The sequence below is a fragment of the Brevundimonas kwangchunensis genome (assembly GCF_039523815.1).
GTDB lineage: Bacteria > Pseudomonadota > Alphaproteobacteria > Caulobacterales > Caulobacteraceae > Brevundimonas > Brevundimonas kwangchunensis.
This window is the reverse complement of record NZ_BAAAGA010000001.1, coordinates 104368-126396: the sequence shown is the minus strand read 5'-3', so window position 1 is coordinate 126396 and position 22029 is coordinate 104368. Positions and strand designations below refer to the sequence as shown.

The following is a 22029-nucleotide window of genomic DNA, read 5'->3' as shown; positions in this document are numbered from 1 at the left end:
GGTCAAGCTCTGATGTTATTTTTGAGACATATTTCGCTGTTGTTCGAACATAATGTTGCTTCAACTCATCGGTGTTCAAATAACTCTCATTTTTGAGGAACAATAACCTCGTTATGTGCGCGCATCCAACTCATGGATGCATGAGGCCAGTTCATCGATGGATGTCAGGGCGGCGTATCTCGGGTGTCCCTCCGGCGCGTCCGCGAGTTCGTGAGCCCAGGTGATCGCGTAGGGGATGTGGACGCCGTACGCGCCGGCAGCGATGGCCGGCAGGACATCCGACTTCATCGAGTTGCCCACCATCACGGCCTCGTCCGCTCCGGTGCCGTGCCGGGAGAAGATGCGCTCGTAGACGGCCTGATCCTTCTCCGAAACGATCTCGACGGCTGCGAACAGTTCGCCCAGGCCGGAGGCCGCCAGCTTCCGTTCCTGATCCATCAAATCGCCCTTGGTGATCAGGACCAGCCGATATTTTTCCGACAGGGCGGCGATCGCTTCATCCACACCAGGCAGGGTCTCGACGGGGTGGGCCAGCATCTCGCGGCCGGCGGCGAGGATTTCACGCACGACGAAGGGCGGGGCCTCGCCGCCGGTGAGCTCCATCGCAGTCTCGATCATTGACAGGGTGAAGCCCTTCACGCCGTAACCGTAGAGTCGAAGGTTGCGCTTCTCCACCTCGGCGAGGCGGGCCTCGATCAGGTCGCGATCACCATGCTCGGCCAGCAGTTCAGCGAACCGATCATGTGTCAGGCGGAAGATGGTCTCGTTGTGCCAGAGGGTGTCGTCGGCATCGAGGCCGACTGTGGTGATGGTCATTGGAAGGCGCCGTATCAGGTTGAGGTCCGGGTCATCGCGCAGGAGCGACACAGGGGCAACACGTCGCGACGTGGTGAATGCCGGCTTCACCAGTTCTGTTGTCGTCCCGTTCGCCAATAGGGCGCACCGTCACGTTTCAGGGGGCTTTCCAGCACGATCGGTAGAGTTCCGCTCGGGCAACGAGGAGGCGCCTGTGCGTGAGGTCTTTGCCATGCGACCCGTAGTGGACGGCCCGGGCGGCGATCGGCCCCGCGCGGAACTGCCGGACGAGCCGAAAGCGTTCGTCTCGTCCAGCCCGGCGAGCTGGGGCAGCGTCACTTTCCCCCTCGTCACCCGCGCACGCCGCGAGATGTCGATCACCCTGTCCGTCCAGCCCGTGTTCGGGCTGAAGAACGGCAAGATCGTCAGTCGCCGCATCCGCCGTCTGGTTCGTCACAAGGGCGGGGAGCCCGCCTTGCGCGGTCTGGGCCGGCCGATGCTGGAGAGCGCGGATCTGCGCCGTATCGATCTGCTGACCCTCAATCATGGCTCCGTCCTGTTCCGACCCGGCAATGTGGAAGGCGGTGTCCTGCCGGCGTTCTGGCGGACGGTCGCGACCGGCCACGGGCGCTTCGCCATGATCTATGCCGGCGACCAGGCCGAGGCGCCGCCGGGCCGCGTGTGGGTTGAGGTCGTCGGCATGCCCGATCGGCCCGACGTCCAGGCCGTGGCCGAGGCGATCGAGAATTTCGAGAATGACCAGAGGGGCATCATCCTGCACATCCCGCCCGATCCCGGTCTGGCCGAGCGACTGGTCGGCGCGGGGTGCGATTGTCTGTCCGTCGATTTCGCCGCCGTCGACTACGACAATCCGCGCGGCTGGCATGAGGCGGAACGGCTGATCAGGGCGGCGCGCAAGGCGGCGTCCCGGGTGTTGATCCTGAATATCGCGCCGCACTGGGGCGCGGCTGCGGCAGAGGCGGGGGCGACTCACGCCGTCTTCTGCTCGATGGAGACCCTGCGGGCCTGAGCGAAGATTGACGTGGGGGACCGGTTCGCCGTTATGGGGCGCAACGCCCTTTCGTCGCCGGAACCCGCATGAGCGATCAATCGTCCAGCCTGCCTCTGCCCGAAGATCTTCTGGCCGATCGCCAGAAGCTGGGCTGGGGTCTCGCGTCCCTCGTGGTCGCCGGCAACATGATCGGTTCGGGGCTTTACCTGCTGCCCGTCAGTCTCGCCTCGACCGGGAGCTCCAGCCTGATCGGCTGGCTGGTCGCGGCGGTGGGTGCAGCAACGCTGGCGCTGGTGTTCGGCGCGCTCGGCCGTCTGGCCCCGGGTGCGGATGGTCTTTCGGGCTTCGCCGAGCGCGGGCTGGGCCGGTTCGCCGGCTTCCATGTCTCGCTGGCCTTCTGGATGGCCTGTCTGGTGGGCAATGTCGCCGTCGCCGTGGCGGCCACCGGCTACCTCGGCTTCTTCTGGCCGATCCTGAAGAACCCGGTCGCCGCGACCCTGTGCAATCTGGGCCTGATCTGGATCGCGACGGCCGCCTACATCGTCGGCGCCCGTACGGCGTCGTGGCTGGCGGCGGTGGCGCTGGTCGTGGGCCTGATTCCCATCGTCATCGCCGTCGCCGCGGGCGTCAGCGCCTTCGATCCCAACCTCTTCGCCGCCTCGTGGAGCCCGTCCGGCGAGCCGCTGTTGAAGACGGTCCCGGCCTCGCTGGCTATCATCTTCTGGGCCTATCTGGGCGTGGAGAGCGCCGCGGCCCTGTCGCACCGGGTCCGCCATCCGGCCACCGATGTGCGCCGGGCCTCGGTCGCCGGCGCCCTTCTGGCCACGGTCGTCTACGTCGCCGCCACCGTCGCCGTGTTCGGCGTGATTCCCGTGGCCCAGCTGGCCCACTCGACCAGCCCCTATGCCGATCTGGCCGGCAGGGTGTTCGGCGCGTCGATCGCCGGCATCGTCGCGATCTGCGCCATCACCAAGACGCTGGGCACCATCGGCGGCTGGACCATGATGGGCGGGGAGACGGCGCGCGCCGCCGCCATGCAGGGCTTCCTGCCCTCCGGTTTCGGCTCGCCGACCAAAACGCCGATCGTTACGCCCCTGCTGGGCGCGGCCTTCATGAGCGTGATCGCCATCCTGTCGGGTCAGCCCACCTTGGGCGGACAGTTCGGCATTCTGGTCGGCGTCACCTCGGTTCTGACCCTGACCATCTATGCGATCTGCGCCCTGTCCCTGTTCCGACTCGCGAAGACGCCGGGCGCCCGCATTCTGGCCGTCTTGGGTCTGCTGTTCGCCGCCGCTGCGGTGGCCGCCGCCGCCCCCGGATACATCCTTCCGACGGTGGGCTTCTTCGCCCTGACGACCGCCGCATGGTTCGCTTTCATGAGAAAGTCCGGATCACGCGTTGACCCCGGGGCGGAGGGGGCCTAACCACCCCGCCGTTTGTTCGCCGGCATCCGGCGTCAGGAGAGCGCGCCATGACCGTCCAGCTTCTTCCCGGCGTTACCGGTGTTCTGGCGCTCGCGGACGGCACGATCCTGCAGGGCGTCGGCTGCGGCGCGACCGGCACGGCCCTGGGCGAGGTCGTCTTCAACACCGCCATGACCGGCTATCAGGAAATCCTGACCGACCCGTCGTACATGAGCCAGATCCTGGCCTTCACCTTCCCGCACGTCGGCAATGTCGGCGTGAACGTCGAGGATGTGGAGCAGATGGGCGGCGGATCCGACACCTCGGCCCGCGGCGCGATCTTCCGCGACGTCCCGACCGAGCCGGCCAACTGGCGCTCGGAAAGCAGCTTCGACGACTGGATGAAGCGCCGCGGCGTGGTCGGTCTGGCGGGCGTCGACACCCGCGCCCTGACGGCCCTGATCCGTGACGGCGGCGCGCCGCACGCGGTCATCGCCCATGATCCGGACGGCAATTTCGATCTCGACGCCCTGGTCGCCCAAGCCAAGGCCTGGACCGGTCTGGTCGGCCTCGACCTCGCCAAGCCCGCCTCGACCCTGCAGGCGTTCGAATGGGACGAGGGCCTTTGGGATTGGCTGGAAGGCCACCCGCGCGTGGACGCGACCGACCGGTCGGTGGTGGTCATCGACTACGGCGTGAAGCGCAACATCCTGCGCGCCCTGGCCTCGACCGGTGCGAAGATCACCGTCGTCCCGGCCACGACCACGGCCGAGGAAGTCCTCGCCCGCAACCCCGACGGCGTCGTCCTGTCGAACGGCCCGGGTGACCCGGCCGCGACCGGCGAGTACGCGGTGCCGGAGATCAGGAAGCTGGTCGAGAGCGGCAAGCCGCTGTTCGGCATCTGCCTCGGCCACCAGATGCTGGCGCTGGCTCTGGGCGCAAAGACCGTGAAGATGGATCAGGGCCACCACGGCGCGAACCATCCGGTAAAAGACCTGACGACCGGCAAGGTCGAGATCGTCTCGATGAACCACGGCTTCACGGTCGACCGCGACAGCCTCCCCGACGCGGTCGAGGAAACTCACGTCAGCCTGTTCGACGGCACCAACTGCGGCATTGCCCTGAAGGGCCGCCCGGTCTTCAGCGTCCAGCACCACCCGGAAGCCTCGCCGGGGCCGACGGACAGCCTCTACCTGTTCCAGCGCTTCGCCGACTCGATGAAGGTCTGAGCCTAGGGCAGGGGCGCGAAGCTGCGCTCTTCCCTCAGGGCTGCGGCCTTGCGGACGGCCACCGGCGCGGCGTGCAGCCAGTAGTCGGCGTCCTCCATCCGGTTGCTGCGCCTGCGTTCCTGGCCGCGTAGCCGTCGGAGCGCCGCGTTCTCCAGCAGCCGGGCGTGCAGGGCGCGTGGCGAGACTTGAGGGATCAGCGGGGAACCGGGGACGGCGACGGCGTCGGGGCCTTCGGGCTCCACCGCCGGGCGGGCGATGGCGATGAACATTGAACTTGCTTTCAAGGAAGGCCGAGCCGGCTTCGCCGCTGCACCGTCAGAACCCGTCTCATTCTGGGACGGACCCGTGGGTAATCCACAGGGCCTGTGGATTGTTCCGCATAATTGCGTAGAAAATCAGTCGCTTAACGCCGCGATTTCGCCTTTGTGGTTAATAAAAGGTAAATGCCACCGCTTGTGCGAGTCGCGCGCTATAAGGCGGCTGTGCGCTTCGACGACCGCTTCATCGAGGAACTGAAGGCCCGCCTTCGCCCGTCCGATATCATCGGGCGGACGGTGAAGCTCAAGCGTCAGGGCCGCGAGTATGTAGGCCTGTCGCCCTTCTCGAAGGAGAAGTCGCCGTCCTTCTTCGTCAATGACGACAAGGGCTTCTTCCACGACTTCAGCTCGGGCAAGCACGGCGACGTCATCAGCTTCCTGCAGGAAACCGAGCGGCTGTCCTTCGTCGAGGCCGTGCAGCGGCTGGCGGGGGAGGCGGGCATGGCCCTGCCGGCCGAGGACCCGCAGGCGGCCGAGCGCGAGCAGAAGCGACAGGGGCTGAACGACTGGATGGACCTCGCCCAGAAATGGTTCGCGGCCAACCTGCGCCGCTCGCCCGGCAAGGCGGCGCGCGAGTATCTGGAAAAGCGCGGCCTGCCCGAGGATCAGTGGGAGCGGTTTGGCCTCGGCTATGCGCCCAATGACCGCGAAGGCCTGAAGAACGCCCTGATCCAGCGCGGCGCGCGCCCCGGAGATCTGGTCGAGGCCGGCCTGCTGATCTCGCCCGAGGGCGGCGGCCAACCCTATGATCGCTTCCGCGACCGTCTGATGTTCCCGATTCTCGACGCGCGCGGCCGTATCGTCAGCTTCGGCGGCCGGGCGATGAACCCGGACGATCGCGCCAAATATCTGAACGGCCCCGAGAGCCCGCTATTCCACAAGGGAGCGACCCTGTACGGCCTGCCGGAAGCGCGGCGCATCCTCGGCGCCGAAAGCAAGGGCGAGCAGGGCATCGTCGTGGTCGAGGGCTACATGGATGTGATCGCCTGCCAGCGGGCGGGCATCCCCGCCGTAGCGCCGATGGGCACGGCCCTGACCGAGGAGCAGATGGAGCGGCTGTGGCGCGTGTCGTCCGAGCCGGTGCTGTGCTTCGACGGCGACGCCGCCGGCCGTCGCGCCGCCTATCGCGCCATCGACCGCGCCCTGCCGCAGTTGAAAGCCGGTCGTTCGTTCCGCTTCGCCCTGCTGGAGGGCGGCAAGGACCCGGACGACATCCTGCGCGACCAAGGCGCTCCCGCGCTGCGTCAGGCGCTGACCCTCACCAAGCCGTTCGCCGAAGTGCTGTTCCAGAAGGAGGCCGAGGCCGAGCAACTGGACACGCCCGAGCGTCGCGCCGGCTTCAAGGGCCGTCTGCGGCAACAGGCATCCACGATTCAGGACAAGGATCTGGCGGAACAGTACCGCCGCGAACTGTTCGACCGCTTCGATGGCCTGTTCCCGTCCCGCGCCGCGCCGCGCCCGGCGCAGGGTCAGGGCGGGCAGGGCGGTCGTCGCTGGGGCGGGCCTCCGCCGGTGCTCGGACAGACGGCCGAGGGCGCGCAGGCGATGCAGTCGCTCAGCCGTTCCATCGAGCCGGTGGCCGCGGCCCTGGCCCACGGCGCCATCGATGATCCGGAACGAATGGACGACCATCTGGAGGCGATCGCCGCGCATGGCTTCGGCGATCCATCGCTGGACGGCCTCGCGCAGGAGATGGTTCGGCTACGCTTCTCGGGTCAGGACCTTGACTCGGCCGCCCTGCGACGCCATCTGGCGCAATCGGGTCATGACGTCTTGATGCGTGAGGTCGAGAAGGCGGCGGCAAAGTCCGGCGCGCCTTTCCTGGCTGCAGACAAGCCCCTCGGCGAGACGAGGATCCGATGGTCGCAGGCGTTCGATGCGTTAACCCGTGTCGCCGCCCTGGAAGACGCCCTGTCTTCGGCGCGTGGCGTGCCGGGGCAGGACGAGGCGTTTCGCCGGCTCAAGGCCGAGCGGGACGCGCTTCGCCGTGCGATCAAAACCGGAGAGATTTGGGAAGACAGCGCGGGATCGTAACCAACGAGCCCGCCACACGTTGTAGTTGGAGAAGGGCCTGATCAGCCTTTCACCCGGAGAAATGACTGAATGAGCTCGCAGACCGAGACGCAGGAAGCCGAAGTTCAGAGCGACGGCCCGCTGCTCGACCTTACCGACGCCGGCGTCAAGAAATTCATCAAGCAAGCCAAGGCCAAGGGCTATGTGACGATGGAGGAGCTGAACAAGGTCCTCCCGTCCGAAGAGGTGACCCCCGACGCGATCGAGGACACCCTGGCCATGCTCAGCGAGATGGGTGTGAACGTCGTCGAGGCGGAAGAAGACGCCGAGCAGAAGGATGGCGAGGGCGGTGAAGTCGCCGAGCGCGCCGAGACCTCGGTTGCCGAGACGCCGGCCAAGGCCGCATACGACCGCACCGACGACCCGGTGCGCATGTACCTGCGCGAGATGGGCTCGGTCGAGCTGCTGAGCCGCGAGGGCGAGATCGCCATCGCCAAGCGCATCGAGGCTGGCCGCGACGCCATGATCTCGGGTCTGTGCGAAAGCGCCCTGACCTTCGAGGCCATTATGGTCTGGCGCGATGAACTGGCGAACAATCGCATCCTTCTGCGCGAAGTGATTGATCTGGACGCCACCTATGGCGTGCTGAATCCCTCGTCCCTGCCGCACAACCAGCCCCCGGCCGGTGAAGCGGCGGAGAAGGAAGAAGAAGCCGGCGACGAGGAGAAGCCCGAGGGCGAAGAGGACGACGACGACTTCGACGATGGCGGCGGCATGTCCATCTCGGCTCTGGAAGCCGAGCTGCGCGACGGCGTCATGGAAGTCCTCGACGCGATCGCGGCCGACTTCGGCGGCTTCCGCAAGCTGCAGGACAAGCTGGTCGAAGCGCGCCTGAAGGGCGAGGTGCTAAGCGCCAAGGACCAGAAGGCCTACGATCAACTGACGGCCGATATCTCGGGTCGCCTGAAGACGATGAAGCTGAACAACAACCGCATCGAGGCGCTGGTTGAGCAACTGTACGCGATCAACAAGCGTCTGATGGGTCTGGAAGGCCGGCTGCTGCGCCTGGCCGACAGCTACGGCATCTCGCGTCCGGAGTTCCTGAAGTCCTACTTCGGCAAGGAACTGGATCCGAACTGGGCCGAGGGCGTCAAGGAAATGGGCGTACGCTGGACCAAGTTCAGCGACAACGAGGCGACCCAGATCGCCCAGATCCGCGGCGACGTCGCCGCCGTGGCCACCGAGGCCGGCCTGCCGATCGACGACTATCGCCGCATCGTCCAGACCGTCCAGAAGGGCGAGCGCGAGGCCCGTCAGGCCAAGAAGGAAATGGTCGAGGCCAACCTGCGCCTCGTGATCTCCATCGCCAAGAAATACACCAACCGCGGCCTGCAGTTCCTGGACCTGATCCAGGAAGGCAACATCGGTCTTATGAAGGCGGTAGACAAGTTCGAGTACCGTCGCGGCTACAAGTTCTCGACCTACGCCACCTGGTGGATCCGTCAGGCGATCACCCGCTCGATCGCCGACCAGGCGCGCACCATCCGTATCCCGGTGCACATGATCGAAACGATCAACAAGATCGTCCGCACCAGCCGCCAGATGCTGCACGAGATCGGCCGCGAGCCGACCCCGGAAGAGCTGGCCGAGAAGCTGGCCATGCCGCTGGAGAAGGTCCGCAAGGTCCTGAAGATCGCCAAGGAGCCGATCTCGCTCGAAACCCCGATCGGGGACGAGGAAGACTCGCACCTGGGCGACTTCATCGAGGACAAGAACGCCGTCCTGCCGATCGACGCCGCCATCCAGTCGAACCTGCGCGAGACCACCACCCGCGTGCTGGCGTCCCTGACGCCGCGCGAGGAGCGCGTCCTGCGCATGCGCTTCGGCATCGGAATGAACACGGACCACACCCTCGAGGAAGTCGGTCAGCAGTTCTCGGTCACCCGCGAACGCATCCGTCAGATCGAGGCCAAGGCCCTGCGCAAGCTGAAGCACCCGTCGCGGTCGCGGAAGCTGCGGTCGTTCCTCGACAGCTGATCCTGAACAAAGGGCGGTTCGGAAGAGCCGCCCTTTTTCTTTCGAGCGCCATGAGCCGCAAACACGTCAATCTGGGCCGCGCGCCGGACAAGAGCGATCTGCCGTCCAAGGTGTGCGCGACCTGCGGCCTGCCGTTCACATGGCGAAAGAAGTGGGCGCGGGACTGGGAGCAGGTGAAGTTCTGCTCGGACCGATGTCGGGCGCAGGCTGGCAAACCGGCGTCGTGATCCTCTTGTCGGCCTGACGCGCAAATCAGCATAGCGTCTGCGTCATGCGCTTCGCTCTTCGCTCCTTCGCGACCGTCGTGTCAGGCTTCCTGATCTTGGCAGGCTGCGGACGCATGCTGCCGGACTTTCCGCCGCCTCCGCCCGGAACGAGCTGGCCGGCCGCGCCGTCGCGCACCGAGGCGCCGCTCGTGGGCGGACTGGTAGACTCGCCGCTGGATGGGGGCACACGTTCGGCGGTGATCCGCGAGAGCGCCGAACTCAGCCAGTGCGTGGCTCAGTTGACCGCTGCTCGCGTGACGTTCCGGCCCGTGCCGGACAAGGGTGATCCGCAGGCTTGCGGGCTGGTCTCGGGAGGCGTTCTGGGAGCCGACTACGGCACGATCGCCCGCATGACGCCCGGCGATGTGGAGATGACGTGCCGCACGGCGCTGGCCGTCAGTATCTGGCGGCGGCAGTCGCTGGAGCCGGCGGCGCGGGAGATTCTGGGATCGGACGTGGTCCAGATCGACCACTTCGGCGCCTATGCCTGTCGCAATGTGAACAACGGCGGGGCCAGCAACCGGATCAGCGCCCACGCCCAGGCGATGGCGCTAGACGTGTCGGGCGTTCGGCTGCGGGACGGGCGGCGGATTACCCTGACCAATGACTGGTACGGCGATACGCACGAGGCTCGGTTCCTGCGACGGATACGGGACGACGCCTGCCGCATCTTCGGTACGGTGCTCAGCCCCGACTACAACGCCGTGCACCGGGACCACCTGCACCTCGAGGCAACCGACACCCGTTTCTGTCGCTGACGGGCGTCGGTCGGGAGGCGGGGATCAGCCCTCGGCGATGACGTCGAAACCGCCGAAAATCATACGCTTGCCGTCGAACGGCATCTCCATGCCCATCATGCGCTCGTCGGTCATCAGCTTCTCCCAGGCGGCGTCGCGGACGGCCTTGTCGGGCCAGGTGATCCAGCCGACGCACACGACTTCGCCGTCCTTCAGGTCGACGGCCTTGCGGAAGTCGGTGGCCTTGCCCTCGGGAACGTCCTCGCCCCAGCACTCGGTGATGGAGGTGGCGCCGGCTTCCTTGAAGAAGACGGTCGTCTTGCGGGAGTGCTCGAGATAGGCGGCCTTGTTGCCGGCGGGGACGGGGATGACGGTGATGTCGAGGAAGCTCATCGGTGGTCTCCGGGTCTGAAAAAGGCGCGCCGCGCGCCTGTGGATAAAACGGAAACGGCCCGCAGGCTCCGTTGGCCCGCGACTTGAGCCTTCTGCCTGACAGTGTTATTTTATGCAAGCATGAAGTTAGAAAAAGTAACTAAGACTGTTCGTCGTTACGACGACGCCTGCGGCACGGCCCATGCGCTGGACCTGATCGGCGAGCGGTGGGCGTTGCTGGTCATGCGCGAACTGATGTTGGGGCCGAAGCGGTTCGGGGACCTGCGGGCCAGCTTGCCGGGCGTCAGCGCCAATGTCCTGACGCAGAGGCTGGAGGGGCTGGAGGCCTCGGGCCTGCTGGTCCGCCGCCGCCTGCCGCCGCCGGCGTCGGTGCAGGTTTACGAGCTGACGGGATGGGGGCTGGAGGCCGAGCCGTTCATCAGCAGCATGGGCAAATGGGCGGCGCGGTCGCCGGCGCACGATCCGACCATGCCGCTCAGCCCCGTGTCGATCATGCTGTCGCTGAAGACGATGTTCGACCCGGCGAAGGCGGGCGATGTCTGCCTGTCGATCGGCTTCCGGTTCGGGGACGAGAGCTTCGTCCTGACGGTCGCGGATCGGCTGCTGACCGTGCGCCGGGGCGAGGCGGAGGCGGCGAGCGTGGTGCTCACCGTCTCGCCGGAGGAGATCGCGGGAGCGGTCTATGGCGGCGCGCCGCTGCCGGCGGGCGCATTGCGGGGCGAGGCGGCCGTGTTCGACCGCTTCGTCACCTTCTTCGAACTGCCGCCCAAGGCGGGGTGAGGCCTTAGCTTGCCGGCAGCGTCAGACTGTCGTGGACGACGGCGATGAAGGGGTCGGCTTCGCCCGCAAGCGTCCATGCCGCCGCAGGGCGGGAGGCCTGGATCTGCTCCAGCGTCTGGCCGGCGTTGATGCCCGCCTGCACCGTGTTCATCACCCGCACCAGCATGTCGCGGTAGGCGATCAGGTCTGCACGAGTGCCGACGGGGCCGTGGGCGGGCAGGATCTTCGTGTCCTCGTCGGACATTGCGATGACGCGGTCGACGGCGGCGATCATGCCCTGCACCCGGCCGCCAGAGCCGGTGTCGATGAACGGGTACATGCCGGCGAAGTAGACATCGCCCATGTGGATCACGTCGGCCTCGACGAAGTGGACCAGCACATCGCCGTCGGTGTGGGCGCCCGGCACATGGAAGGCCCGAACGGTCTGGCCGTTCAGGTGCAGGGTCATGGTGTTGTCGAAGGTCAGGATCGGCAGGCTCTCGGGATAGCGGGCCGCCGGAACCGTGGCGTTGTAGACGCGCAGGGTCTGGTTCTCCATCCGGCGTTTCCGGACGGCGTCATGGCCGATGATCACGGCGCCCTGGCCAGTCAGGTAGCGGTTCCCGCCCGTGTGATCGACGTGCCAGTGGGTGTCGATGACGAAGCGCAGGGGCGTGGGATCGATCGCGGCGACGGCCGCCATCACGCGCGGTGCGCCCTGCGGCAACTCGGCGTCCACCAGCAGCACGCCCTCGGGGCCGTTCAGCACCAGGATGTTGCCGCCGTCGCCGATGACCACGTTCACATTGGTCGCCAGGCGCTGGACCTGCAGCGGCGGTTGCGGAGCGGCGGGCGGCGCGGGTGCGGGCGTTGGGGCGGTCTGGGCGAGGGCGGGGCCTGCGAGAGCCATCAGGGCGACGACGGTCAGGAGCGATTTCATGGCGTTTCCGATCAATGTTTTCCCAGCCATGAGGCGGGCGACATCGGGGCGGCAACGCTTTTGCGGCCAAGGGCTCGTCTGGCGCGTTCAAACGTGAAAGGCTCGACGAAAAGCGAGGAAACCGGAGGATCGGCTCGATGAGCACCCAGCCCGCGCCCGGCGAGCGTTTCGCGTCGTTCGAGGCCTTCTACCCCTTTTATATCCACGAGCACTCGAACCAGATCTGCCGGCGGATCCACATCGTGGGGTCGGCGCTGGTGCTGGTCGCACTGGCGCTGGCGATTGCGACGCTGAACCCGTGGTGGCTGCTGGCCATGCCGCTGATCGGCTACGGCTTCGCCTGGGTCGGCCACTTCTTCTTCGAGAAGAACCGCCCGGCCACGTTCAAGTATCCGCTGTGGAGCCTGATGGGCGACTGGCGGATGTTCTTCGAGACGGTCAGCGGCAAGCGGAAGTTCTGATCGACCGGACAAACCGCGTTTTCCGGTTCACATCCCGGAGAGCGGCGCTGCATCTGATGCTGCGCCGCACCACATGACGAGCTCCACAATAGAGGAGCTTCCGGATGGAAATGAAGGATCAGGCAATCATCGTCACGGGCGGCGCCAGCGGCATCGGCCGCGAGGCCTGCCTCGCCCTCGCCGGCAAGGGCGCCAATCTGATCGTCGCCGACTTCAACATCGACGGCGCCAAGGCCGTCGCGGCCGAGGCCGAGGCCCTGGGCGTCAAAGCGTTCGCCTACAAGGTCGATGTGTCGAAGGCCGAGGACGTCGAGGCTCTGGTCGAGTTCGCGGTCGAGAAGCTGGGTACGCTGAACGGCATGTTCAACAACGCGGGCATCGGTCTGGTGAAGCCCTTCCTCGAGATGGACCCGGCCTCCTACCTGAAGGTCATCGAGGTCGATCAGCACAGCGTCTATTACGGCCTGTACTACGGCGCGAAGAAGATGGTCGCGCTGGGCGCCAAGGGGACGTTCGTGAACACGGCGTCGATCTATGGTTCGGTCGCCGCGCGCGGCAGCTTCAACTACAACGCCGCCAAGGCCGCGGTGGTCTCGATGAGCCGGTCAGGCGCGCTGGAATTGGCGGAGCACGGCATCCGGGTCGTGGGCGTGGCTCCGGGCTTCATCGACACGCCGATCCTGGGCGAGGACGAGAGCGTCAAGGCACCGCTGGCCGCCCAGCATATGCACAACCGGCTGATCCAGCCGGAGAAGGTCGCCAGCGTGGTCGCCTTCCTGTTCACCGACGCGGCGTCGGCCATCAACGGCGCGACCGTGCCGGTCGACGACGGCTTCCTGTCGTTCAAGGTCTGAAAAAGCGAAAACCCGGCTCGAAGGGGCCGGGCTTCTGCTTACTGCGAGGCGCCGATGTTGTCGGCGGCCGAAGCCATCAGGGTCGCGCTGGGCTGGCTGTCCCACGACGGCGGGCAGCCATCGAAGTTTCCGGCGTCCACGATGGTCAGTGTGCGCATGTTCAGGCGCATCGCCGGGCGCATCGAGCCGCGGCCGTGGCCGGTATAGAGGTCGATCTTCTGGCCCTTGATCGCGCCGCCAGTGTCCGAGGCGTACCAGTAGCCGTCGTGCAGGGCGCCGTCCGACATCCGCAGGCCCACGGTTTCCGGGATGAACAGGCGGGTGCGACGCGGGATGTAGCGCGGGTCCACGGCCACGGTGCGCATGGCGATCGGGCGGCAACCCAGCGAGTCGTTGCCCGTCGCTCCGCCGCCACCTGCGTGATACAGGCGCGCCGAGGCGCTCCAGTCGGCGTTTTGCCCCATCAGGGCTTCCTGTTCGTCCGTCAGCTCGAACGCGTCGCTGCTGGAACCTTCATCGGCGGAGACGGTTGAAACGGCAGCCGCACGATCGGCCGCAACGGCGGCTTCGTACGACACCGGCTCTCCCGAGGCAGGGAAGGCCATCGCCCAGATCAGGGCGAGCGCAGCGGCTGAGCTGAGCATATGCGAACTCACGGAATCACCGGCCCCAGACGCGTCCGGCGGCTGGCTTTTCGTTTCCAATTGTGTCGAAAGCCGGGCGCGACAGATCAGCCCCCACCATCTTCGTGGATAAGTGCCGCTTCTCGATGGTTAAGTGGATTCAGGCTGTGCCGTTTCAGGCAAACATGTAGGCTGTATTCGCAGTTCAGGAATACGTTGCTGGGGTGATATGCTTACTGTCTATGGTGATAATCGTTCGGGCAACTGTTTGAAGGTCAAGTGGTTGCTCGATCTGATGCGGCTCGATTATCAGTGGATCGAGACCGATGTCACCTCCGGCGCAACACGCTCCGAAGCCTTCCTCGCCCTGAACCCGGCTGGCCAGACGCCGACCGTGGTGCTGGAAGACGGCCGCCCGTTGGCCCAGTCGAACGCCCTGCTGCTTTACTTCGGCGAGGGCAGCCGCTTCGTGCCGGCCGGTCCCTATGATCGGGCGCGGATGATGGAATGGCTGTTCTGGGAGCAGTACAGCCACGAGCCCTACATCGCCGTCGTCCGCTTTCAGCGCGCCATCGCCGGGCGGTCGGCCGACCAGATCGAGCCGCGGCTGATGGAGCGGGGCCATGCGGCCCTTGCCCGGATGGAGCAGGCGCTGGAGGGACGGGACTGGCTGGTTGGCGAGGCTCCGACGCTCGCTGACCTTTCGCTGGTGGCCTACACCCGCGTCGCGCCCGAGGGCGACTTCGACCTGACGCGTTACCCGAACATCGTCGCATGGGTCGCACGCACGGAGGCGGCCTTCGGGATTTCTTGAAGCGAGGCTTTGGGGTAGGGCAGGCGAACCATTCGCCGGAGCTCCTCCATGAAGCGCATCGCCCTTGCCGCCGCCGCCGTCTGCGCGCTGGCTGCCGTCGCCGTTCCTGCCGCCGTCTCGGCCTGGGGCAACACCGGCCACCGCCTGATCGGCATCGCCGCCATGCGCGCCCTGCCCGAGGAGATGCCGGCCTTCCTGCGCACGCCTGGCGCCGCCGCCGACGTCGGCGAACTGTCCCGCGAGCCGGATCGGTGGAAGGGCGCCGGCCAGCCGCACGACCGCGAGCGCGACACCGCCCACTTCGTCGATCTCGATGACAACGGCTTCGTCTTCAACCCGCAGGGTCCGTCGATCGACAACCTGCCGCGCCTGAAGTCCGAATATGACGCGGCCCTGATCGCCGCCGGTCTGGATGTCGATGACGCCGGCTACCTGCCCTACGCCATCTGGGACAGCTATCAGAATCTGGTCCGCGACTTCGCCTACTGGCGCGTGCTGAACGCTCAGGAAGCTCGCGAAACCGACGCCACGAAGCGCGCCTGGTACCGGGTGGACCGCGAGCGTCGCGAGGCCCTGATCCTGCGCGACATGGGCGTACTGGGTCACTACATCGGCGACGGCTCGCAGCCGCACCACACCACCATCCACTACAACGGCTGGGACCGGAACACGCCGAACCCGGAAGGTTTCACCACCGCGCGCTCGACGCACAGCGCCTTCGAGGGCGCCTTCACCGCTCGCGTCGCCCGTCTGGACGCCGTCGAGGCGGCCATGGCCGCGCCGCAACTTGAGGGCTTCGACATGCGTCCGCGCACGGCGGCCTATCTGCGCGCCACGCTGTCGCAGGTGACGCCCTTCTACCGTCTGGAGAAGGCCGGCGCCTTCCGTGACAATCGCGATGACGCCGCCGCCTTCACCATCGCCCGCCTGGGCGCCGGCGCGGCCGAGCTGCGCGACATGTTCATCCTCGCCTGGCGCGACTCGGCCGACGACAGCATCGGCTGGCCGGCGGTGAAGGTCGCCGAGGTCGAGGCCGGCACGGCCGATCCGTGGATCGCCATGGTCGGCGAGGACTGATCCAGGGCGAGTGAAGGGTGCTAGTGAGCAAGTGGTGAGCGGGGCTGCGTTTGGCGGTCACGCAAGCGGCTCACCTCTTCGCTCACCAGCACCTTTCACGTCTTCATCTGCGTTGCCCATGTCCGACCTGACCCCTCCCGTCGTCATCCTCGATCGCTCCCAGTTGGCCGACAACATCGGCTCTGTGGCGCGGGTCATGGCCAATTTCGGCTTGTCCGAACTGCGCCTCGTCAGTCCGCGCGACGGCTGGCCCCAGGATCGCGCCTGGGCCACCGCTTCGGGCGCGGACTGGGTGCTGGAGGGCGTGAAGGTGTTCGACACGGTGGCCGAGGCGGTCGCTGACCTGAACACGGTGTTCGCTACCACGGCCCGCCCGCGCGAGACGCGTCAGCCGGTGCGGACGCCGCGCGAGAGCGCCCGAGTCCTGTACGACGACACCGCCTCGGGGCTGAAGACCGGCCTGCTGTTCGGCGGCGAGCGCGCAGGCTTGGAGACGACGGACATCGCCCTGTGCTCGGGCATCACCACCATTCCGATCGATCCGAAGCATCACTCGCTGAACCTGGCGCAGGCGGTGGCGATCAATGCCTATGAGTGGCGCACCCTGATCCTCGACGCCCCGCCGCCGCGCTTCCGCGAACAGGATCCGCCGGCGTCCAACGACCTGCTGGTCGGGATGTACGAGCATCTGGAGACCGAGCTGGAGGCGGGCGGCTTCTTCTTCCCGCCCGAGAAGAAGCGCTCCATGACCCAGAACCTGCGCGTCATGCTGGGCCGGTCGGCCTTCAGCGAGCAGGAGGTGGCGACGTTCCGGGGCGTGATCCATGCGCTGGCGAAAGGCCGCGGACGGCTGCTGGCGAAGATGGCGGCGAAGAAGGACGAGTAGTCTTTTTTGCTCCGTCACCCTCGGGCTTGACCCGAGGGTCGGATTGTCCGCCTGCGTTTTCGCTGCAAACCAAGGCGCAGCCTTATGGACCGATCCTCGGGTCAAGCCCGAGGATGACGGCGTTCAGTGGGGTAAGCGAAGCTGAGTGGGGTAAGATGAAACTGGTCCTGATCTACCCTCTCGCGGCCCTCGCCGAGATTGCCGGCTGTTTCGCCTTCTGGGTCTGGCTGAAGCTGGACAGATCGCCGCTGTGGCTGATCCCCGGCGTGGCCGCCCTGATCGCCTTCGCCTGGCTGCTGACGCTGGTCCCGACGGATGCGGCGGGGCGGGCGTTCGCGGCCTATGGCGGGGTCTATATCTGCGCCTCGCTGATCTGGATGGCAGTGGTCGAGACGAGCCCACCGGATCGCTGGGACCTGATCGGCGGGGCGGTGTGTCTGATTGGCGCGGGGGTAATTCTCTTCGCCCCGCGCGGTTGATCCTCCGAAGCGTCTCAGCTACACGCCGCGCCGTTGGGGAGTAGCCGCCGGCGCCCATAAAGGCCGGGTTCGCGTCAACATACTCGTGGCTTTCGGGCCCGTGGCGCGATCAGCGGATGTCATCCGCCTGGCGAGACCAGCGTGCCTTGCGATCCCCAACCGGCGGGGACGTGAGCGCGCTGTCTCATGCGTCCGGCGGATTCAATTCGAATGACTCCTCTTTCCATCGCGGTGCTGTCCGTCAGCATGTCCACCGACGCCTTCGCGGCCGCCGTCGGCCGCGGCGCCGCCAATCGTCCCCCTGTGGCCACCGCCATCCGCAACGGACTGGTGTTCGGCGTGATCGAGGCCATGACGCCGCTGATCGGCTGGGGCCTGGGCATGATCGCCGCCGGCTTCGTCGAGCAGATCGACCACTGGATCGCCTTCGGTCTGCTGGGTGCGGTCGGGGCCAAGATGCTGTGGGAAGCCTTCCAGCCGGTCGACGAGGACGATCACGGCGCGCGAGCCGCCCGCAACGGCATGCTGGCCCTGATCGCCACGGCGGTCGGCACCTCGATCGACGCGGCGGCCGTGGGCGTGGGGCTGGCCTTCATCGGCGCCAACATCTGGATCATTGCCCTGTCGATCGGCTTCACGACCTTCGTCTTCACCACCATCGGCATGCTGATCGGCAAGGCCGTCGGCGCGCGCTTCGGCAAGATCGCCGAGTTCTTCGGCGGCGTGGCGCTGATCATTATCGGCGCGTCGATCCTCGCCGAGCACATGGGCTGGCTGGCCTAACCGGCCAGCAACTCGTCGACGAGGGCCGGGACCTGTTCGGTCGCCGGACCATATCGGCCCTCGTCGAACAGGCGCGCGCCCATCGAGGGCTCCAGATTGACCTCCAGCGTCCGCGCGCCGGACAGGCTCGCCATCTGCACGAAGCCGGCGGCCGGATAGACGGCGCCGGAGGTGCCGATGGAGACGAACAGGTCGCACCCGGCCAGCGCCGCCTCGATCCGCTCCATCCGCAGGGGCATCTCGCCGAACCAGACGATGTGCGGGCGCAGCCAGCCCTCGCTGCTGAACGGGCTGTCGTGGCGGGGCTCAAGGTCGCCGGGGCAATCGATGATGCCGCCCGTGGCCGTGCAGTGAGCCTTCAGCAGCTCGCCGTGCATGTGCAGCAGCTCGAAGCCGGGACCCGGCGGCATCAGGGCGTGGGCGCGGTCGTGCAGGTCGTCGACGTTCTGGGTCACCAGCAGGAAGTCGCCCTCCCACCGCGCGGCCAGCTCGGCCAGGGCGTGGTGCGCAGCGTTCGGCTGGACGGTGGCCAGCTGCCGGCGACGGCGATTGTAGAAGTCCTGCACCAGCGCCGGATTGGCGGCGAAGCCTTCGGGCGTCGCCACCTCCTCGATCCGGTGGCCTTCCCACAGGCCGTCGCTGGCCCTGAACGTCGGCACCCCGCTCTCGGCCGAGATGCCGGCGCCGGTGAGGATGACGAGGTTTCCGTGGGGCATGAGGCTGGTTATCGGGTCTGGTTTTGAGGGTGAAGGGTTCATCACGACGGACACCACGAATTCACAAAGGACACGACGGGATCGAGCGTGTTTCCACGACGATCGGTCGCGAAGCGACCTATCAAAGCCCACTGGCCCGCCACCCGAGAGGACAGGCGGCGGCCCCGTGGTGTCCTTTGCGAATTCGTGGTGTCCGTTGTGACGAACCTTCGACCCGCAGGGGGTTGAAACACGGCGGCGCTGATGCGACCCCTCGGCCCGCATTGTTCAGGAGCTCCCCGCCATGAAAACCCGCGCCGCCGTCGCCTTCGAGGCGAAACGTCCGCTCGAGATCGTCGAGGTCGATCTGGAAGGGCCGCGCGCCGGTGAGGTGCTGGTCGAGATCAAGGCCACGGGCATCTGCCACACCGACGCCTATACGCTGGACGGTCTGGACAGCGAGGGCATCTTCCCGAGCATCCTCGGCCATGAAGGCGCGGGCGTGGTGGTGGAAGTCGGGCCGGGCGTGACCTCGGTCGAGGTCGGCGATCACGTGATCCCGCTGTACACGCCGGAATGCCGCCAGTGTAAGTCGTGCCTCAGCCGCAAGACCAACCTGTGCACCTCGATCCGTGCGACGCAAGGCAAGGGGCTGATGCCGGACGGCTCCTCGCGCTTCAGCTACAAGGGGCAGGCGATCGCCCACTACATGGGCTGCTCGACCTTCTCGAACTACACCGTCCTGCCCGAGATCGCCCTGGCGAAGATCCGCAAGGACGCGCCGTTCGACAAGGCCTGCTACGTCGGCTGCGGCGTGACCACGGGCGTCGGCGCGGTGGTGAATTCGGCCAAGGTCGAGCCGGGCGCCAACGCCGTCGTCTTCGGCCTGGGCGGCATCGGCCTGAACGTCATCCAGGGTCTGAAGATGGTGGGCGCCGATATGATCGTCGGCGTGGACATCAATGCCGACAAGGAAGAGTGGGGCCGTCGTTTCGGCATGACCCACTTCGTCAATCCGAAGGAGGTGTCCGACGTGGTCGCCCATCTGGTCGAGCTGACCGGCGGCGGCGCGGACTACACCTTCGACTGCACCGGCAACACCGTGGTCATGCGTCAGGCGCTGGAAGCCTGCCATCGCGGCTGGGGCGAGAGCATCATCATCGGCGTGGCCGAGGCCGGCAAGGAGATCGCCACCCGTCCGTTCCAGCTGGTCACCGGCCGCGTCTGGAAGGGCTCGGCCTTCGGCGGCGCGCGGGGCCGCACCGACACGCCCAAGATCGTCGACTGGTACATGGACGGGAAGATCGAGATCGACCCGATGATCACCCACACCTTCGGCCTCGAGGATATCAACAAGGCCTTCGACCTGATGCACGAGGGCAAGAGCATCCGCTCGGTGGTGGTGTTCTGATCATAGTTGCCAAAAACAACTGACTGGTGTCAGATCGCTTCATCTGATCGGGAGGGACCTATGTTCACACACATCACCGTGGGCGCGAACGACATCGAGGCGTCGCGGAAATTCTATGATGCGACGCTCGGCGCGCTGGGGATCGAGCCGGGGCAGTCGGACGGCAAGGGGCGTTACTGGTGGCGGACGGCGCGGGGCGCGTTCGCGGTCGGCAAGCCGATCGATGGCGATCCGGCGTGTCACGCCAACGGCGGCACCATCGGCTTCGGCGCGCGCGACGAGGCGGCGGTGAAGGCCTTCCACGACGCCGGCGTCGAGGCGGGCGGCACGTCGATCGAGGATCCGCCCGGCCTGCGCGAGGGCCCGTTCGGCACCCTGCATCTGGCCTATCTGCGCGATCCGTCGGGCAACAAGATATGTGCCCTGCACAGGCCCAAGTGATCTGCTGGCAGGAATGCTAGCAGTGTGCTAGCATTCCTGCATGGCTCAGGTTCTGGTTCGCAATCTGGATGATGCGGTGGTGGCGCGGCTCAAGCGCATCGCCGAACGCGAGAACATGTCGCTGGAGCAGAAATTCCGGGACATGGCCATTCGGGAAGCGAACGCCGCCGAAGAGCGCTTTCAGCGTGTGGCGGAACGTATTCGTGAACAAACGAGAGGCATGGCCCTCGATACGACGGCCATGATCCGGGAGGATCGGGACCGTTGAGCGTCGCCGTATTCGACGCCAACGTCATCGTGAAATGGTACATAGCAGCCGATCCGTTTTTCGGCGCGGCGCTGGAAGTCCAGCAGACCTATGAGGGAGCGGCGCCCGCACTCGTTCAGGCCGAGGTCGCCAACGCGCTCTGGAAGTATGTTCGCGCCGGTATCGTCCAGCTGGAAGACGCCTGCGAGGGCGTCTCCGTGCTTGCGGAACTCATCGATCTGACGCCGGACAGCGAGTTGTTGGAGCGTGCACAGCGGTTGTCAGCGGACTTGGATCATCCGGTCTATGACTGCCTTTATCTGGCGCTTGCGCAGAAGCAGATTTGCCCATTGGTCACGGCCGACAAGCGGCTGGCCGAGAAGGCGCGCGCGCTGGACATCGCAGTGGAGTTCATCGGGTCGAGATCATGACGATTCAAACCACCAAGACCAATGCCGTCCACGGCGGCACGCTTCGCTATCTGAAGCACGACAGCGCCACCACCGGCACGCCGATGACCCTGTCGGTCTTCACGCCCGGCGGGGAGGGGCCGTTTCCGGTGCTGATCTGGCTGTCGGGCCTGACCTGCACCGAGGACAACTTCACCACCAAGGCCGGGGCCTACAAGGCCGCGGCCGAGCATGGCGTCATCATCGTCGCGCCGGACACCTCGCCGCGGGGCCCCGATACCAAGGGTGGGGGCGTGGCGGACGACGAGGCCTATGACCTGGGGCAGGGCGCGGGCTTCTATGTCGATGCGACGCAGGCGCCATGGACGCCGCACTTCCGCATGGAGAGCTATGTCACCGGCGAGCTGATCGAGTTGATCGACTCGCAGTTCCCGACCACGAAGACCCGCTCGGTATTCGGCCATTCGATGGGCGGGCACGGGGCGCTGACGCTGGCGCTGAACCATCCGGAGCTGTTCCAGTCGGTCTCGGCCTTCGCGCCGATCAGCTCCCCGACCCGCTGCCCGTGGGGCGAGAAGGCGCTGGGCGCCTACTTGGGCGACGACCGCTCCGCATGGGCTCGTCACGACGCAGCCCTGCTGATCGAGGGCGGCGCGACGCAGGGCGTCTATGACGACATTCTGGTGGACCAAGGCGACGCCGATCCCTTCCTCGTCGAACAGTTGAAACCCGAGCTGCTGGTCGAAGCCGGCAAGGCGTCGGGTCAGAAGATCACGGTGCGGATGCAGCCGGGCTACGACCACTCGTATTTCTTCATGGCCAGCTTCATCGACGACCACATCGCCTTCCACGCGACGCGACTGAAAGGCTGAGCGGATGAAACTGCCGATCCTCGCGGCGTTGGCCCTGATGTTCGCGACCCCGACGGTCGCGCAGCAGCAGATGGG

General features: G+C 66.6%; 26 protein-coding genes. 20 read left to right on the top strand and 6 right to left on the bottom strand.

Going from position 1 to position 22029, the window contains the following annotated elements; genetic code table 11:
- Nucleotides 1-111 precede the first annotated feature (111 nt).
- Entirely contained in the window at nt 112-816 is a 705-nt protein-coding gene (locus tag ABDZ95_RS00710; RefSeq protein WP_343788829.1) for an HAD family hydrolase, read from the bottom strand.
- 193 nt (nt 817-1009) lie between these two features.
- Between ABDZ95_RS00710 and ABDZ95_RS00705 the strand changes: the two genes are divergently transcribed.
- The 3 genes from ABDZ95_RS00705 to carA all read left to right on the top strand — a co-directional run bounded on the left by ABDZ95_RS00705 (nt 1010) and on the right by carA (nt 4439).
- A complete protein-coding gene (locus tag ABDZ95_RS00705) occupies nt 1010-1825 on the top strand; it encodes a hypothetical protein (RefSeq protein ID WP_343788826.1) in 816 nt (271 codons plus the stop codon).
- Between the two features lie 68 nt (nt 1826-1893).
- Nucleotides 1894-3231: an amino acid permease gene (locus ABDZ95_RS00700; protein WP_343788823.1), complete on the top strand. Its 1338-nt coding sequence runs from the start codon at nt 1894-1896 to the stop codon at nt 3229-3231.
- Between the two features lie 47 nt (nt 3232-3278).
- Nucleotides 3279-4439 carry a glutamine-hydrolyzing carbamoyl-phosphate synthase small subunit gene (carA, locus tag ABDZ95_RS00695; protein WP_343788820.1) on the top strand — a complete coding sequence of 387 codons (1161 nt, stop codon included), beginning with the start codon at nt 3279-3281 and terminating at the stop codon, nt 4437-4439.
- A 2-nt stretch (nt 4440-4441) separates the two neighbouring features.
- Here carA and ABDZ95_RS00690 read toward each other — a convergent pair whose 3' ends face one another.
- The gene (locus ABDZ95_RS00690; protein WP_343788817.1) at nt 4442-4708 is read right to left on the bottom strand and encodes a hypothetical protein; all 267 of its coding nucleotides are present in this window, start codon (nt 4706-4708) and stop codon (nt 4442-4444) included.
- A gap of 213 nt (nt 4709-4921) precedes the next feature.
- Between ABDZ95_RS00690 and dnaG the strand changes: the two genes are divergently transcribed.
- From dnaG to ABDZ95_RS00670, 4 genes are all read left to right on the top strand, one after another.
- On the top strand, nt 4922-6790 hold the full coding sequence (gene dnaG / locus ABDZ95_RS00685) for a DNA primase (RefSeq protein WP_343788814.1): 1869 nt from the start codon (nt 4922-4924) through the stop codon (nt 6788-6790).
- 69 nt (nt 6791-6859) lie between these two features.
- Complete coding sequence (rpoD, locus tag ABDZ95_RS00680) at nt 6860-8806, top strand: RNA polymerase sigma factor RpoD (RefSeq protein WP_343788811.1); 1947 nt, start codon at nt 6860-6862, stop codon at nt 8804-8806.
- Nucleotides 8807-8856: 50 nt separating this feature from the next.
- On the top strand, nt 8857-9033 hold the full coding sequence (locus tag ABDZ95_RS00675) for a DUF2256 domain-containing protein (RefSeq protein WP_343788808.1): 177 nt from the start codon (nt 8857-8859) through the stop codon (nt 9031-9033).
- Between the two features lie 44 nt (nt 9034-9077).
- On the top strand, nt 9078-9830 hold the full coding sequence (locus ABDZ95_RS00670) for an extensin-like domain-containing protein (RefSeq protein ID WP_343788805.1): 753 nt from the start codon (nt 9078-9080) through the stop codon (nt 9828-9830).
- Nucleotides 9831-9854: 24 nt separating this feature from the next.
- Here ABDZ95_RS00670 and ABDZ95_RS00665 read toward each other — a convergent pair whose 3' ends face one another.
- The gene (locus tag ABDZ95_RS00665; RefSeq protein WP_343788802.1) at nt 9855-10202 is read right to left on the bottom strand and encodes a DUF1428 domain-containing protein; all 348 of its coding nucleotides are present in this window, start codon (nt 10200-10202) and stop codon (nt 9855-9857) included.
- 120 nt (nt 10203-10322) lie between these two features.
- Here ABDZ95_RS00665 and ABDZ95_RS00660 point away from each other — a divergent pair, with 120 nt between their 5' ends.
- On the top strand, nt 10323-10982 hold the full coding sequence (locus tag ABDZ95_RS00660) for a winged helix-turn-helix transcriptional regulator (protein ID WP_343788799.1): 660 nt from the start codon (nt 10323-10325) through the stop codon (nt 10980-10982).
- Between the two features lie 4 nt (nt 10983-10986).
- Here ABDZ95_RS00660 and ABDZ95_RS00655 read toward each other — a convergent pair whose 3' ends face one another.
- Nucleotides 10987-11901: an MBL fold metallo-hydrolase gene (locus ABDZ95_RS00655; RefSeq protein ID WP_343788796.1), complete on the bottom strand. Its 915-nt coding sequence runs from the start codon at nt 11899-11901 to the stop codon at nt 10987-10989.
- 137 nt (nt 11902-12038) lie between these two features.
- Here ABDZ95_RS00655 and ABDZ95_RS00650 point away from each other — a divergent pair, with 137 nt between their 5' ends.
- Nucleotides 12039-12362: an Mpo1-like protein gene (locus ABDZ95_RS00650; RefSeq protein ID WP_343788793.1), complete on the top strand. Its 324-nt coding sequence runs from the start codon at nt 12039-12041 to the stop codon at nt 12360-12362.
- A gap of 104 nt (nt 12363-12466) precedes the next feature.
- Nucleotides 12467-13216 carry an SDR family NAD(P)-dependent oxidoreductase gene (locus ABDZ95_RS00645; RefSeq protein ID WP_343788790.1) on the top strand — a complete coding sequence of 250 codons (750 nt, stop codon included), beginning with the start codon at nt 12467-12469 and terminating at the stop codon, nt 13214-13216.
- A 38-nt stretch (nt 13217-13254) separates the two neighbouring features.
- On the opposite strand, the gene ABDZ95_RS00640 is transcribed toward ABDZ95_RS00645, so the two are convergent.
- Nucleotides 13255-13860, bottom strand: a complete 606-nt coding sequence (locus ABDZ95_RS00640) for a 3D domain-containing protein (RefSeq protein ID WP_343788787.1) — start codon at nt 13858-13860, stop codon at nt 13255-13257.
- Nucleotides 13861-14068: 208 nt separating this feature from the next.
- Here ABDZ95_RS00640 and ABDZ95_RS00635 point away from each other — a divergent pair, with 208 nt between their 5' ends.
- From ABDZ95_RS00635 to ABDZ95_RS00615, 5 genes are all read left to right on the top strand, one after another.
- Nucleotides 14069-14653: a glutathione S-transferase family protein gene (locus ABDZ95_RS00635; RefSeq protein ID WP_343788784.1), complete on the top strand. Its 585-nt coding sequence runs from the start codon at nt 14069-14071 to the stop codon at nt 14651-14653.
- Between the two features lie 48 nt (nt 14654-14701).
- Nucleotides 14702-15730: a phospholipase C/P1 nuclease family protein gene (locus tag ABDZ95_RS00630; RefSeq protein WP_343788781.1), complete on the top strand. Its 1029-nt coding sequence runs from the start codon at nt 14702-14704 to the stop codon at nt 15728-15730.
- Between the two features lie 118 nt (nt 15731-15848).
- Nucleotides 15849-16616 (top strand): RNA methyltransferase, encoded by a 768-nt coding sequence (locus ABDZ95_RS00625; protein WP_343788778.1) that lies wholly within the window; start codon nt 15849-15851, stop codon nt 16614-16616.
- Nucleotides 16617-16771: 155 nt separating this feature from the next.
- A complete protein-coding gene (locus ABDZ95_RS00620) occupies nt 16772-17095 on the top strand; it encodes a YnfA family protein (protein WP_343788775.1) in 324 nt (107 codons plus the stop codon).
- A 210-nt stretch (nt 17096-17305) separates the two neighbouring features.
- On the top strand, nt 17306-17878 hold the full coding sequence (locus tag ABDZ95_RS00615; protein ID WP_343788772.1) for a manganese efflux pump MntP: 573 nt from the start codon (nt 17306-17308) through the stop codon (nt 17876-17878).
- Here ABDZ95_RS00615 and ABDZ95_RS00610 read toward each other — a convergent pair.
- Nucleotides 17875-18594, bottom strand: a complete 720-nt coding sequence (locus ABDZ95_RS00610; protein ID WP_343788768.1) for an NAD-dependent deacylase — start codon at nt 18592-18594, stop codon at nt 17875-17877. The genes ABDZ95_RS00615 and ABDZ95_RS00610 overlap by 4 nt on opposite strands.
- A 283-nt stretch (nt 18595-18877) precedes the next feature.
- Here ABDZ95_RS00610 and ABDZ95_RS00605 point away from each other — a divergent pair, with 283 nt between their 5' ends.
- From ABDZ95_RS00605 to fghA, 5 genes are read left to right on the top strand one after another with little or no spacing between them, the layout of a single operon-like run.
- Entirely contained in the window at nt 18878-19984 is a 1107-nt protein-coding gene (locus tag ABDZ95_RS00605; RefSeq protein ID WP_343788765.1) for an S-(hydroxymethyl)glutathione dehydrogenase/class III alcohol dehydrogenase, read from the top strand.
- Nucleotides 19985-20044: 60 nt separating this feature from the next.
- On the top strand, nt 20045-20425 hold the full coding sequence (locus ABDZ95_RS00600; protein ID WP_343788762.1) for a VOC family protein: 381 nt from the start codon (nt 20045-20047) through the stop codon (nt 20423-20425).
- Between the two features lie 40 nt (nt 20426-20465).
- Nucleotides 20466-20693: a FitA-like ribbon-helix-helix domain-containing protein gene (locus ABDZ95_RS00595; RefSeq protein ID WP_343788759.1), complete on the top strand. Its 228-nt coding sequence runs from the start codon at nt 20466-20468 to the stop codon at nt 20691-20693.
- Nucleotides 20690-21103, top strand: coding sequence for a type II toxin-antitoxin system VapC family toxin (locus tag ABDZ95_RS00590; protein WP_343788756.1), 414 nt, complete (start codon nt 20690-20692; stop codon nt 21101-21103). The genes ABDZ95_RS00595 and ABDZ95_RS00590 overlap by 4 nt, the downstream gene beginning before the upstream one ends.
- A complete protein-coding gene (fghA, locus tag ABDZ95_RS00585) occupies nt 21100-21954 on the top strand; it encodes an S-formylglutathione hydrolase (protein ID WP_343788753.1) in 855 nt (284 codons plus the stop codon). The genes ABDZ95_RS00590 and fghA overlap by 4 nt, the downstream gene beginning before the upstream one ends.
- The last annotated feature ends 75 nt before the right edge of the window (nt 21955-22029 follow it).